Source organism: Sulfurimonas sp. (assembly GCF_016744025.1).
Lineage (GTDB): Bacteria > Campylobacterota > Campylobacteria > Campylobacterales > Sulfurimonadaceae > Sulfurimonas.
In genome coordinates this window covers 1-13,884 of record NZ_JADGFC010000063.1, presented here as the reverse complement: position 1 = coordinate 13,884, position 13,884 = coordinate 1, and the positions used below count along the sequence as shown (strand labels likewise).

Sequence of the window (13,884 nt, the reverse complement as noted above, 5' to 3'; positions counted from 1 at the left end):
AGAGCTTTTTTACAGCCATTTGTAAATAAACCTTTGTTTACTCCTACTATACCGAACTTTAATGAATGTTTTATGCACCCGTTTTTTTAATTAAGTCTATTTTCAAGAAACTGTTTTTTCCAATTTCTCAAACTCAAAGGTAAAACTCCATATGCACTGGCAATCTCATTAACAGTTTTCTCACCCTCTAAAACTTCCAGTACTAATTTTGCTTTAAAATCTGCATTGTAACTTTTTCTTTTTACACTCATATTTAATCCCTATATTTTCTATTTCAATTTTATCATTTTTGAAATAAGAAAACAAATTTTACTGGTTCAGTTTTAGGGGTTCATTATAGTTCGCACCTAATAAAATTGTTATAGGCTTTATATCAAGTTCACATTTTTCAAATGATTTATAATTAGTAATATTAATATAATTCAATAGATTCCTTTATTATAATTTATTTTATTTTATTCTATTAAATATAATTTTTAGTTCTTCTTCTATAATTTAAATATGTGTTTTATTACATATATAAACCTAAAAGTGTGTATATTTTTACTTTACTCATATATTTATTCTAACAAAGTAGTATAATTCCCCTAAAAAAGAATCATAAACTATGCAAAACCTAATAACCCTACTAACACAAAAGACTTCTCTTAAAAAAGAACAGATTGAAAATATTTTAAAACTTCTAGATGAAGGTTCTACTATTCCTTTTATTGCTCGTTATCGTAAAGAGATGACTGGTGGTGTTGATGATGAAGTTCTTCGTGAGTTTGAAACTATTTATCTTAGTTCTAAAAGTTTACTAGAGCGTAAAGAAGAGGTCTCTCGCCTTATCGCTGAGAGAGCAACGCTTACAGATGCCATAAAACAGAGTATCTTAGATGCAGAGACTCTTCGTGCTGTGGAAGATATTTACAGACCTTTTAAAGAGAAAAAAAGTTCACGTGCTATGACTGCTATGGCAAACGGTTTGACTCCTTTAGCCAACACTCTACAGAGTGCAAGACTATCTGCATTTGAGTTTAAACAAGAAGCAAAGAAGTTCGTAAAGGGCAAGGTTGCATCTGTCGAAGATGCTATCAAAGGTGCTCAGGATATTTTAGCTGAGAGATATGCTGATCTTCCTCGTGAGCGTGAAGCTATCCGAAACTCTATGCAACGCTTTGGAAACTTAGAGACTAAAAAGACAAAACACTTTGATGAAAATGGAACTTTTAAAAACTTCGCTGGAAAGAGTGAAAAAGTTGCTTACATTCCATCGCATCGTTATCTTGCTATCATGCGTGGAGTAAAAGAAAAAGAACTGTCTGTAAAAATAACTACAGATACTGATCGCATCGAAGAAAACATAAAACAGTACAAAATTCCTCGCCATGCATCTAGCTCAAGTGAGTTTCTTTTTGCCGCATATAAAGATGGACTAAAAAGACTTCTTCTTCCATCTCTTGAGAGAGAAGTTCAAAGTGAACTAAAAGAAAAAGCAGATATATCAGCCATTAATGTTTTTGGTAAAAACCTTAACCAACTTCTTATGACTCCACCAGTTACAAAGAGGGTTCTCTTAGGTGTTGACCCCGCTTATGTTAGTGGCTGTAAGTTAGCTGTTATAGATGAAAACTCAAACTACTTGGAGTCCGCTGTTATCTACCCAACACAGCCAAAGAACGACTATGAAAACTCTAAAAAAAAAGTCCTCTCACTAACAAAGAAGTATAACATCACAGGTGTTGCAATTGGCAATGGAACAGGCTCTCGTGAGACACAAGAGTTCTTTGCCAGAATCAACCGTGAAGAGGGAACAAACCTAAACTACACTGTAGTCTCAGAAGCCGGGGCATCTGTATACTCTGCATCTAAACTAGCACAAGATGAGTATCATGATTTGGATGTAACCATAAGAGGAGCTATCTCTATAGTTCAGAGACTTCGTGACCCGATGGCAACACTTGTAAAGATAGACCCTAAGTCTCTTGGTATCGGTCAGTATCAACATGATGTTGACCAAAAGCTCTTAGTGAAAAGACTTGATGATGTAACTTGTGACTTAGTAAATCGTGTAGGAGTAGATATCAACTCTGCATCTGCATCTCTTCTTTCTCATGTTGCAGGTATAGGAGCAAAGATAGCTCAAAATATTGTTTTACATCGTGCTGAGATTGGTAACTTTACTACAAAAAGTGAACTACTAAAAGTAAAGGGTTTAGGTAAAAAAGCTTATGAGCAAGCGGCAGGATTTATTCGTATAAAAAATGGTAAAAATGTCTTTGATAACAGCGGTATTCACCCTGAGAGTTACGCTGTTGCAAAACAACTAAATGGACTAGAGCTTAGTAAGATAGATGCAGATGCAAAGTCTAAAGAACTAGGTGTTGGTAAAGAGACTTTAAAAGATATCGTTAAAGAGCTTGTAAAGCCTGGGTTTGACCCAAGAGAGGATTTACCTGCGATACCATTTAAAGATGATGTTACGGATATCAAGATGTTAAAAGAGGGTAGTTTTGTTTCAGGTGTTGTTCGTAACATTGCAGACTTTGGTGCTTTTGTAGATATTGGGCTTAAAAATGATGGAATGATTCATATATCTAAAATGAGTGAAAAACGAATTGCTCACCCTTTAGAAATTTTATCGCTAAACCAGTTTTTACCACAGATAGAAGTTGTATCTGTAGATAATGAAAAAGGCAAAGTAGGGCTTAGTCTAGTTTTTTCTTTTGATAAGTCTTAACCCTGTCTCTTGTTAAAGCCAGCTGTTCCGCTCTTTGCATCTGTAGTAAAGTTTTTACTATATGGTTTTAAGTAAGCGGGAATTGCTCTTCCTTTTAGTTTCATCATATCTTCTAACATTATAGATGCAATGAACTCAGGATCAAGTTTTTTTACATCTTTTAAGTACATGAACATTAGTTCACCAAGTCTTTGAAGTGAGATTTTCCACGTTGAGTCCGTCTGTTCATACATCCACGCACTAAAAGCATAAAAGTTTTTATATACCTTTGTAGAGTCCTTCCAAAGTAGGGGAGCAGACTTTTTGAAGTTTCCACTATTGTAAGTTAAGTCCCAAAATCTTGAAAACCTTTTCATAATCTGTATATCATTAAAACTAAGTTTTGCATTTTTTAAGATGTCATAAGGTGGCTTATCACTATAGACCATTCCATGTTCTATATCATGTCGGTTTATGAAAGTTCCAGAGAGTTTTTTAAGTATACCTATCTGAACCTCACAACTACTTAGGCTAACTAACTCATCTAGGTTTGCACCAAAACTCTCAAGTGATTCACCTGGAAGACCAACAATCAAATCTAGATGAATATGAGCATGTGTTTCATTTTCTAAAAATCCAATATTTTCTTTAATCTTGTCAAGTTTGAGTTGTCTTGAAATGTTGTTTGCAATCTCTAGATTTAGTGTTTGTATGCCAATCTCAAGTTGCAGTGCTCCATGAGGAAACTGTTTTATCTTTTCTTTTATAGATGCAGGGAAATGGTCTGGAATAACCTCAAAGTGTGCAAAATACTGATCATCTTTAGCTAAAAAGAAATCTAGTATCTTATTTGCTGTCATCATGTTTAGGTTAAAGGTTCTATCTACAAACTTGAAGTTTCTAGCTCCTCTTTGCCAAAGCTTTTCAAACTCTGCAAGTACTGCATCTAAGTCAAAGGCTCTTACTTTTTCATCCATAGAAGAGAGACAAAACTCACATGAAAAGGGACAACCACGAGAGACTTCTACATAAAGATATCTGTTTTGTATATCTGAGTCTGTATAAAACTCATAAGGAAGGACAATATCTTTTAAAGAAGGAAGAGACATTTTTATAATTCTACTCTCTATCTCTTTTTCATCTAAAATTTTTCTACAAATTTCATAAAAAGCTATATCACCTTCACCTTGAATAATATAATCTGCTTCATCAAAGTTTACTCTAAAAGGTTCATGTGTAACCTCAGGTCCACCGAGGATGACTTTAGTCTGGGGAGATATTTTTTTAATAATGTGTAAGAGTTCGTTTACTTCACTTGCATTCCAGATATAAACACCGATACCAATTATCTTTGGGGAGCTTATGAGTAACTTCTCAGCTATGGTTTGGAGGGCATCATTGATACTAAACTCTAGTACTTTTGCATCTTGTTGTAACTCTTGAAGATTTGCATATAGATATCTAAGACCGATAGAACTATGGGTAAATCTGGAGTTTAAAGTTGTTAGGATTATCATTTTAGAATTTTATCATAAAGGAGGAGGAAAACAGACTAAGTTTAAAAAAGGGGGATAAACATAATTGAGATGTGGTATTATATAAATTATAAGTTAATGTTAAGTAAATATAACTACTTACTTTTAGCATTAAACTCATCAATCATAGAATCTAGTTTAACATATAGCTCACTAGAAGCATTTTCCATAGTTGTAAAGTTATCAATAATTATTTTAGGATTGTCAAATTTAAGAGTAGACCCATCTTTTACAAACTCTATATTTTTAAATACTGATTCATGAACAGTGTTATGTGGAGTATTCATCTCTTTAAATGCTTTTGTATGTCCAAATCTTTCTTTACCAATACCGAGGTACCATTCACCCATACTACAATTCGCAGCATCTGGGAAAACAGCTTCTTTATCTCCCTCTAAAACAGTTGAGTAAGCATTTGATTTAAAGATAATATGGTCAACTTTTACAAGAGCAGTGAACAGACGGTTTTGAATCTGTATTGCTGAACTAGAAGAGTGCTCGGCTAAAGAGTTTAGTTCTGAGAAAGTAGTTTCAAACTCATGGATAACAGTAGTTGAACTTTGCGCAATCTCAGAAATGTTGTCAGAGTTAGTTCGCATATCATTTGCATCTTGTTGAAGAGTTGAGATGTTAATCTCTATCTCATTTGTAGCTTTTTGTGTACGTTCTGCAAGTTTTCTTACTTCATCAGCAACAACTGCAAATCCACGTCCATGTTCACCTGCACGTGCTGCTTCAATAGCTGCATTAAGTGCAAGTAAGTTTGTCTGATCTGCAATATCTTTAATAAGGTTTACTACTTCAGATATCTCTTTTGAGCGACCTTCTAAACTAACTATTCCTTCATGGCTAGATGCTATTAACTCAACTAAGTTATTTAGTCTTTGACCAATATCTGTAACCGTACTTAAACTTTTTGATGATTCTTCTTCAGTTTTTTGAGCTACTTCAACAATTTCATTAGCATTTATCTGTGCAGAATTTATATCTTCTTGAATTACTATTAATCCAGAACTAACACCGCCACCTAATGTACTTAGGCTTTGAGCAAGTTCTCCTTTGATTTTTGTCTCATAACCACTAGCAATAGAGCTAATAGCCTTATTTAAACTCTTAGATGTATTACGTAAGATTCCGTGTAAACCTCCAGAATATGTACGTCTATAAGTCTTTCCGATAGCAGCATACTCTATTGTTGTTGCAGTATCTCTCATAAATGCTTCTAGTTGGTCTAGTAAATTATTTAGAGCCCATGCACGAGCTGAAAGAGGTGAATTGTCATCAGGTATATGTGTTACACGATCATCTAAATTACCTTCAGAAGCGTTTATCATAACTCTAAACATTGACTGAGATAGTTGTGATTCACTGCTATTTGCTGAAGTTGCAGGTACAAACAGTGTAATTATTAAAACTACAACAATAAGAGCAGTTAAAATGTAGTTTGCACTAATTAAACCAAATATTGCGATAGCAACAAGTGCGACAAAAAGTAAAACAGTCTGATTATTCTTGAATAGCGATAATAAGTTCATCGTAGCCCACTCCTTTTTCTTGTAATATATCTGTTAAAATTTTAAATGAAGCGTTAACTCCACTTCTTTTTTCAACCTCTAGCATTTTTTTATATAGGGGTATTATAATGTCTAGAGCTTTAGGATTTGGCTTTCTTCTAACAGAGTAATAACCGATAATTTTACCCTTTTCGTCTATTGAGGCTGTTATATTCGCATATACCCAATAAGCATCTCCATTTTTAGTCTTATTGATAACAAAAGCAAAAACTTCTTCTTTTTTAGCTATTGTGTCCCAAAGGTATTTAAAAACAGCCTTTGGCATATCTGGATGACGGATAATACTGTGTGCCTTACCAATTAATTCTTCCTCCGTATATCCTGCCATAGCCATAATTATCTGCTATAATTCTTGCATAATGACAAGGACCTATTATTAACATGCCCATACTCTTATCTTTTTTCTATTTTTTCTATTTTGCAATTATCGGTGTTTACGTAATCTTTATGCCTAAAGTTTTATCTATGATTGGCTACTCTGCGAGCGATATTGGAATAATCTTCGCAGCTGGACCATTGGTTAGATTTATCATGCCATTTGCCTTTACAAAAGGCTTGAAGCTCAATATAAAAAGTTTCAATATTGCTATATTAATCATGTTTTTTAGTAGTGTCTCTTTTTATTTTTCTATAGATAGTTTTTACAAACTTCTGTTCTCAAATATAAGTCTTGGCATAGGTCTGAGTCTTATACTTCCCTACATTGAAGTTATCTCTTTAAAGATTATTGGAAAAGAGAGATATGGAAAGATAAGACTCTTTGGTTCTGTGGGTTTTGTTTTAGTAGCTCTTGTTTTAGTTAAATTTTTAAGCAGTGCAGATATTGCTTTGAATTACTTAGTAGTGCTTGCATCTTTAACTGCTATGGCCGCTTTTGTTATTGGGAAAAATTCAGAAATAAACAGTAAAAAAGTTGAAGAAGTTCATAATGATATTAGTCTGCTTTCAGACTGGAAATTATGGGCTGGACTTACTCTGATGCAAGTTAGTTTTGGAGCCTTTTATAACTTTTTTACCATTTATGAAACAGACTATGGAATAAGTATGGATATGACCATATATCTATGGAGTTTTGGTGTAGTTGCTGAGATATTTATGCTATTTTTTCAAGGTAAACTTTTGCGTGGAAATCTTCTTTTAATTTTACAGATAACGACCTCTGTTACAGCGTTTAGATGGTTTTTACTGTTTTTATTTCCGCAGAACCTTACTATATTGTTTTTCTCTCAAACACTTCATGCTCTTAGCTTTGCACTATTTCACTCAGCGGCTATAAGTTACTTGTTTCATCTGTATAAACACAAGTCTTTAGCACAGCAGTTTTTCTCAGGTATTACTTATGGTTTAGGTGGATTTGTTGGAGCTTTATATGCAGGTTATGTTTATGAGTTATTTCCAAGATACCTATTTTTAAGTACGGCTTTTATCGCACTTGGGGCATCTTGTTTTTTATACCTTTGGAGTAAAAGAGTTTCTTCTAAAAATTAACTCTCTATTTTACTTGTGTGAATATCCATTTGAGGGTATGGAATAGAAATGCCTTTTTCATCAAATGTAAGTTTTACACACTCTAACATGTCAAAATATACACCCCAATAGTCATCTGTGTTAACCCATGCACGAAACACAAAGTTTACACTGCTATCACCAAGTTCACTCACTGCTACAAATGGTGCAGGCTCGCTTAAAACTCTATCATCCGCTTCCATGATTTGCATAAGAGTCTCTTTCGCAAGTTTAAGATCATCACCGTAACCAATACCAAAAACATGGTCAACACGACGTTGAGGTTTTTTAGAGAAGTTTGTAATATTTCCACCAATGATTTTAGAATTTGGAACTATAATCGTGCGGTTGTCAAATGGAGAAATAATAGTAGAAAAAAGGTTTACATCATCAACTGTTCCTGTTGCTCCACCTGCTTCAATGTAATCACCAACTTGAAAAGGACGAAAGATAATAATAAGAACTGCCGCACCAATATTTGCTAAAGAACCTTGTAGTGCTAAGCCTATAGCAAGACCAGCTGCACCAAATACTGCTATAAACGATGTAGTATTTACACCCAAAGCATTTAAAGATGCTAATACAACCATCAGTAAAAGTACAAAATAGATAAGACTCTCTGCAAACTCAACTAGAGTTTGATCAACATTCGCTCTAATCATAAGTGTTCTACTTAGAGTAGTAAGTTTTGCTACAGCCCATTTACCAATTATAAAAATTAGTATTGCTGCAATGATTTTTAACCCATATTGACTTACGTAGAGTATTGTCATATCACTATATTTTGTTAAGTCCATTATAAACGCCTTATTATAAAATTTGTAAAATTATAACAAAACTGTAGTGAGTTATTGGTGAGAAAGAGTTTTTATACTTTTAAGATGTTTTGCAATGAAATGATATCTGTCCAAATATGGAGAATCTATTTTATCTAAGAGTGGTCTATATTTTAGATAATTCTTCCATACTCTATCGCTTGCATCTGCTCTGCTTCTTTTTTGTAGTTCAAAACTTACAGCAGCGTTTATAAAACCTTTTAAGAGTTTCATCTCATCATCTTCAAAGCGTCTAGGAAACCATATCTCTTCAAGTGCTTCATGTGCATCAAAATATCTCTGCTCATCAAGGCACTTTACAAACTCATTTAAATGTTTAATCGGCATCTAGTATCATCATATTTTTGCGCCAGTAACCACGACCGCCTTTAAGGGAGATGCAGTGATGAGAGGGAAACTTTTTCTTGTACTCTTTTAATCTATCTAGTGTAGCTTTCCCGCTATCGCAGTAAAAAACAAATACACTTCCCTCTGGCTCATTTTTTAGCTCAAAAGGGTTATAAACTGTAGTCTGAGCTTTTTGGATTGGAGATAAAATCGTATCGACTAAGATAACTTTTATTCCATCTTTTTCTAAGGCTATTTTATTTTCTAAAAATTCTTTTTGTGTCCACTCATTTGGATACTTCATATCTGTCCTATTTTTTTTTGAAGTAAATAAAACTATTATTGAACTAAGTAGTGCACCTAAAAATACTATGGTGTAACCAGTTGGAAGATCATAATAGTAAGATATTATAATAGCACTTATACTAAAAAACCATCCAAAAACAAAACTACTTAGAAGTGATTTGTTTAATTTAAGTGAAGTTGATACTAATGCGGGAGCAATAAGAAGCACAAAAACTACAAGCACACCTGCTAAAGCTACAGATGATGTGACTGTTATTGCTAAGAGAGAAAAAAACATAAGCTCTTTAAAAAAGCCTGTTAGTTTTGGATAAACCTTGTAAAGAATCAAAGCTATAAAAGCATAGATAACGCTACTTTTCATTACTTCATCTAAGGGAGTAAAAAGAATATCACTAGCAAGTAGAGATTTAAAGTGTTCCATTCCCTCAGATGAATGAGAAAGAACCATCATAATTCCACTCGCACCTAAAACATATAAAAGCCCGATGAAAGCTTCTAGTTTTATCTTTCTCTGAGATGCAATAGCGATTAAAAAAGCGCTAAGAAGTGCGAAGAAAAGAGTAAGTGCATAAAAGTACTCTGAATGAAAGTAAGCAAGACTTATTGCAGAACCAAGAGCCGCAAACTGAGCTATTGCTAGGTCTGTAAATATAATTCCTTTTTGAAGTATTCTTATTCCAAACCATGCGTGCATCATAACAAGTATGATTACAAGAGCAATTGGAACTACAAAAATATCTGTCATTGCATAGCTCCAACTAGATAATCAAACAAAGAAGTTAAATCATCTATATTATCTAGTGCATTTATGTCATGAGGCATTAGAACAATCTTTATCCCTGTTTTATCACGAATAAATTCAGCTGTTTTTGTAGAGTGATAAACATCATGTAAGATGCAATAAGGCTTTTTATCTTTGATGAGTTTTATAGTTTTTATGATGTGTCTTGATGAGGGTGGAATTCCTGGAAGAGGCTCAATAGTACCAATGTTCTCTAACCCATAAGCCTTGTTAAAATAAGCTAGGTTGTTATGAAACTGTATAACCCTCATCCCCTTTTTATCAGCCATCTTCTCTTTCCACTCTTGCATCTTCACTTTCCAAGATGCAGAGAACTTTTCATAATTCTTTTTATAAGCATCTGCATTTTGGTTATCTATGGAGATAAGAAACTCTTCTATAGTTTTTGCAAGTATGAGTACATTTTTAGGGTCTAGATGAAAGTGAGGATTTCCATCTGGATGTATATCTCCACCGGCTCTATCAACTGAGATAGGTTTGTTAATAAGTTTAATATGATGAGAAAGATTTAAAAAATTCTCAGAGTTAACATTTGTCTTTGGATTTGCGGCTCTACGAAGCAGGGCAGTTAACCAACCAATCTCTAACTGAGCGCCATTCATAATAAGAGCATCTGCATTTCTTACCTTAGATATTAGTGATGGACGAGGAACCACAAAGTGTGGATCCCAGTTACCTTTTGCTAATATGACAGTATTTATATTCTCACCACCGATGCTCTTTGTAAGAGCACCTATGTAAGGGTAACTAACAGCTACGCTCAACTTAGCACAGAGAGTTAGAGGTAAAAGAAATAAGATTAATAATCTATTCATAATTATTTTCCTTTTATCTGGGTACTAAAAACTATGAGCTGCATGAGCTCCAATAGATAAATTTGCTTGCAACATAATAGTGTTAAAGCTTTGTCTATCTCCATTCTCATCACACAAAGAGTGGTTATGATTATATTGCAGTCTAAATCTTGCAAACTCGCTTGTGTGGTACTCAATCATAGCCGAGTACTTATCAAAGTTATTGCCGTTATCTACGTTTGTTCCACTCTTTGTAACGTCATTTTGAAAAATAGTGTCGTATCTAACTCCAGCACGCCAACTTTTGTTGACACCATATATAACTTGAGAATAAAGTCCAGTTTGATCTTTTGATAAGGCACTACTATCAGTCATAGAACCGCTACTGTCTACATCATAGTAAGTTCCTTGCATCGTTCTATTTAAAACCTCACTTTGCCAAGATACAAAACTATACGAGTCAAAATAGTGTTTTATAAGTAAGTCAGCTCCATAAATAGAACTCATAGCGCTAAGTGCATGTGCTTCGTCATCATCTGTATGGTCTATTCTTGAACTTCCTCTTGCATAAGAGAGACCAGCTAATACTGTTGTATCTTTAATGTCAAATGATGTTTTAAGATATCCAACAAAAAGAGCAGGTGCATCTGCTTGAGTTGTGTAGTCACCAATCTTATCTTTGCCAAACATCTGAGAGTTTTCGCCTTGAAGAACTTCTACTCCTGCCATTAAATAAGTGTCAGTAGGAGCAATCCACTGCAGTTGCAGACCCATTTCATTTAAACCATGCATTCCTAAAAATGCTTCATAAACAAGAGGCATATCTGCAAAGTCCCATGAGTGGTGGTGTTGCTCATTTATGTAACCAAAGTTCGAGTTAAATTTTCCACCCTTTAGTCTTGTTCCATATCCTAGAACTGTTGAGGTAAAGTAAAGCTCTTCGATTTCTGTGTTACTTTCACTAAAGTGAAATACACCATCCACAGTGAAAAAAGGATCAACTGAGCTAGAAAGAACTAACTCTGCGTAGTTTAGGTTGAACCCATTACTCGCATTATAAGGAGTATGAGCTACTCCATCATGTGTGTGACTTCCCAAAAGAGCTTCTGCAACACCAGGGATTTCAAACTCAGAAACCTTGTCATCAGACATATCTCTGCTTACATAAGAAGTGTCCATAACTAAAGAGATATCAGGTATATATTTTGACTGAACAAATGTTCTCTTTTCAACTGGGAGTACATCAACTCCACCAAAGACGATAGTTGTACATAGTGTGCTTGTTATTAATATTTTTTTCATAGTTATCCTAAATGATATTTGTAATAATTGTTTGTTGTATTTTTAGTATTTAGGCTATAAAAGGAGGTGCGCGATTCTGGTAGGAGTGGTCTTTTTTGTGAAAGAATTGAGCTAAGTTTTTTGCTTTGATTTGCTCAAATTTAAAGACTACTATATTTTTAAAGTCAGCTACAATATTTGCAGAGATTGAGTGGTCATCTACAATACATATCTGACATGTTGAACTGTCACTCCCATTGATATGCTCAAGCTCATGTATGGCTGTAACAGATGTAGCAATGATAAATAGTATGGATATTAGTAGTCTTAGTCTCATAAATAAAATTATATCAAACTATATAAAGTTGACCCTTATTTACTTTTATTTGCTCTTTAAGATTTTATAAAGGCAAGAAAATTGTTTTAAAACTTACCTTTAAAGTACATAGAAGCCATAAATATCTCTCTTAAAAATAGAGTTAAGGCTATGCTAAAAGATGCCATTGCCATGATAAATAGTGTTGATATTGCAGTTGAACCATCAAAAGTAAAAAAGGCACTCATAAACATGACCATAATTACTAAACAGATTAGAAGACCTGTCATGGCACAAAATAAAATAGCGAAATTCATGTTTCCAATACGTCTCGCCATATAAGTTTTTTGTTTTTTTATAAAACATGATTTTTTATCGAATAATTTATCTTTTTTATGAGATTCAAGTTTCTCAGTTAATTTCTCAGACTTATCAATGATACGAGATAGACGACTTACTAAAACATTTAAGACACCAGCCATACCAGCAATTAAGAAAACTGGAGCAACTGCGAGTTGAATAAGATGAGAAACTGTATTTATAGAATTACTATCAGAAAAAGTATTAAGCATATATACTCCAAAATTTATATATGTGATTATATTGAAATAAAGTATAGATACATCTTATTTATTGATTAAAGTTTATCCTTACTCTTGACAAAAGAAAGACAATTCATGTAGATTTTATATATCTTGTTGTTATACTTCTAAATTAAATATTTAACTTGAGGGAGTCCTATAAAATGGATGAAAATAATAACGATAAAAACAACGTTATTGATTTTAGTATTAAACAAGCTTTGGAAAATCAGTATCGTCATATTGTAGATGCTACAAATATTGTCTCCAAGACAGATCTCCAAGGTGTTATCACATATGCAAATAGTAAATTTGTTGAGATATCAGGTTATTCATTGGAAGAACTCATAGGTAAACCTCACAGCATTATCAGACACCCTGATGTAAAAAGTTCAGTCTTTAGAGATCTTTGGGATACTATAAAAGCTAAAAAAGTTTGGACGGGTACTGTAAAAAATACGCATAAAAGCGGTAGCAGTTATATTGTCGAGGCTTCGATATTTCCTATCTTAGATGTTGATGGTGAGATTATTGAGTATATTGCTATCCGTCACGATATAACTGAACTTCAAGATTTAAATAATAAGATTAATGCTCTTCATGAATATGACACAGAGCAGCAACATATTGCACGTGAAAAGCTTGAAATGGGTATTGTCAATGACTTTAATGCGAATGAGTGTAAAGTTTTATACACTCATTCTGATATCTTAAGTGGTGACTTTTACTCTTTATACAAAAGTGATGACGGCTCAAGATTTCTTTATATCATAGATGGACAGGGACATGGCATCTCTCCAGCTTTAACTGTTTTTGCAATCTCATCAACGATGAATAAACTTGTCAAGGAAGTGAGTGACTTACAAGAGTTAACAAACCAACTTTTTCCTGCGGTAAAAACTTTTTTAGGTGAGATAGAACAACTCTCATACATCATGATTAAGATATGTCCAGAGTCAAAAGTTCTCTCTTATGCATCTGCTGGAATGTATCCACTCTTGATGAAAGATAAGGGTATTAATATTAAAGAAGTAAAGGCAAATAATACACCATTTATGAACTTCTCCCCATCTCCAAAAGTGATTGACATAGATATACAAGGTGTTGAATCAATACTACTTTATAGTGATGGCCTAATTGAGCATGATCTAAATGAACTAAAAATATTTTCTCCTAAAAATCTTATAATTGAACCACTGTTAATAGATAGTGCCAAGATTACTATGAGTGGAATGAAACTCGAAGATGACGTGACACTTCTCTACTTAAAGATATAACAAATTTTATAAAAGTTAAATTTAATAATTAATATTTTAATTTAATAT

The 13,884-nt window shown here is 33.4% G+C and carries 13 protein-coding genes and 1 pseudogene; 3 read left to right on the top strand and 11 right to left on the bottom strand.

Annotation, left to right across the window (positions count from 1 at the left end; genetic code table 11):
* Window positions 1-98: 98 nt before the first annotated feature.
* Window positions 99-251 (bottom strand): annotated as a pseudogene (locus tag QZZ48_RS09695) (transposase); the annotation flags it as partial.
* Window positions 252-607: 356 nt separating this feature from the next.
* Between QZZ48_RS09695 and QZZ48_RS09690 the strand changes: the two are divergent.
* Window positions 608-2,722, top strand: a complete 2,115-nt coding sequence (locus QZZ48_RS09690; protein ID WP_294964944.1) for a Tex-like N-terminal domain-containing protein — start codon at window positions 608-610, stop codon at window positions 2,720-2,722.
* On the opposite strand, the gene QZZ48_RS09685 is transcribed toward QZZ48_RS09690, so the two are convergent.
* The 3 genes from QZZ48_RS09685 to QZZ48_RS09675 form a co-directional block, all read right to left on the bottom strand.
* A complete protein-coding gene (locus tag QZZ48_RS09685; protein ID WP_294964941.1) occupies window positions 2,719-4,218 on the bottom strand; it encodes a B12-binding domain-containing radical SAM protein in 1,500 nt (499 codons plus the stop codon). The genes QZZ48_RS09690 and QZZ48_RS09685 overlap by 4 nt on opposite strands.
* Before the next feature lie 113 nt (window positions 4,219-4,331).
* Window positions 4,332-5,771 carry a methyl-accepting chemotaxis protein gene (locus QZZ48_RS09680; RefSeq protein WP_294964939.1) on the bottom strand — a complete coding sequence of 480 codons (1,440 nt, stop codon included), beginning with the start codon at window positions 5,769-5,771 and terminating at the stop codon, window positions 4,332-4,334.
* The gene (locus tag QZZ48_RS09675) at window positions 5,743-6,144 is read right to left on the bottom strand and encodes a PAS domain-containing protein (protein WP_294964937.1); all 402 of its coding nucleotides are present in this window, start codon (window positions 6,142-6,144) and stop codon (window positions 5,743-5,745) included. The genes QZZ48_RS09680 and QZZ48_RS09675 overlap by 29 nt, the downstream gene beginning before the upstream one ends.
* Before the next feature lie 47 nt (window positions 6,145-6,191).
* Between QZZ48_RS09675 and QZZ48_RS09670 the strand changes: the two genes are divergently transcribed.
* Window positions 6,192-7,298 (top strand): MFS transporter, encoded by a 1,107-nt coding sequence (locus QZZ48_RS09670; protein WP_294964935.1) that lies wholly within the window; start codon window positions 6,192-6,194, stop codon window positions 7,296-7,298.
* Here the strand turns inward: QZZ48_RS09670 and QZZ48_RS09665 are convergent.
* From QZZ48_RS09665 to QZZ48_RS09630, 7 genes are all read right to left on the bottom strand, one after another.
* Window positions 7,295-8,113 carry a mechanosensitive ion channel domain-containing protein gene (locus tag QZZ48_RS09665; RefSeq protein WP_294964934.1) on the bottom strand — a complete coding sequence of 273 codons (819 nt, stop codon included), beginning with the start codon at window positions 8,111-8,113 and terminating at the stop codon, window positions 7,295-7,297. The two genes, QZZ48_RS09670 and QZZ48_RS09665, sit on opposite strands and share 4 nt — an antisense overlap.
* Window positions 8,114-8,164: 51 nt before the next feature.
* Window positions 8,165-8,479, bottom strand: coding sequence for a DUF309 domain-containing protein (locus tag QZZ48_RS09660; RefSeq protein ID WP_294964932.1), 315 nt, complete (start codon window positions 8,477-8,479; stop codon window positions 8,165-8,167).
* Complete coding sequence (locus QZZ48_RS09650) at window positions 8,469-9,530, bottom strand: metal ABC transporter permease (protein WP_366755925.1); 1,062 nt, start codon at window positions 9,528-9,530, stop codon at window positions 8,469-8,471. Before QZZ48_RS09650 ends, QZZ48_RS09660 begins: the two co-directional genes overlap by 11 nt.
* Window positions 9,527-10,402, bottom strand: coding sequence for a zinc ABC transporter substrate-binding protein (locus tag QZZ48_RS09645; RefSeq protein ID WP_294964930.1), 876 nt, complete (start codon window positions 10,400-10,402; stop codon window positions 9,527-9,529). Before QZZ48_RS09645 ends, QZZ48_RS09650 begins: the two co-directional genes overlap by 4 nt.
* A gap of 24 nt (window positions 10,403-10,426) precedes the next feature.
* Window positions 10,427-11,683: a hypothetical protein gene (locus QZZ48_RS09640; RefSeq protein WP_294964927.1), complete on the bottom strand. Its 1,257-nt coding sequence runs from the start codon at window positions 11,681-11,683 to the stop codon at window positions 10,427-10,429.
* Window positions 11,684-11,732: 49 nt separating this feature from the next.
* Window positions 11,733-11,999 carry a hypothetical protein gene (locus QZZ48_RS09635; RefSeq protein WP_294964924.1) on the bottom strand — a complete coding sequence of 89 codons (267 nt, stop codon included), beginning with the start codon at window positions 11,997-11,999 and terminating at the stop codon, window positions 11,733-11,735.
* An 86-nt stretch (window positions 12,000-12,085) separates the two neighbouring features.
* Window positions 12,086-12,550 carry a DUF2721 domain-containing protein gene (locus tag QZZ48_RS09630; protein WP_294964922.1) on the bottom strand — a complete coding sequence of 155 codons (465 nt, stop codon included), beginning with the start codon at window positions 12,548-12,550 and terminating at the stop codon, window positions 12,086-12,088.
* A 173-nt stretch (window positions 12,551-12,723) separates the two neighbouring features.
* On the opposite strand from QZZ48_RS09630, the gene QZZ48_RS09625 reads away from it, so the two are divergent.
* Window positions 12,724-13,836, top strand: coding sequence for a PAS domain S-box protein (locus tag QZZ48_RS09625; protein WP_294964919.1), 1,113 nt, complete (start codon window positions 12,724-12,726; stop codon window positions 13,834-13,836).
* Window positions 13,837-13,884 lie beyond the last annotated feature (48 nt).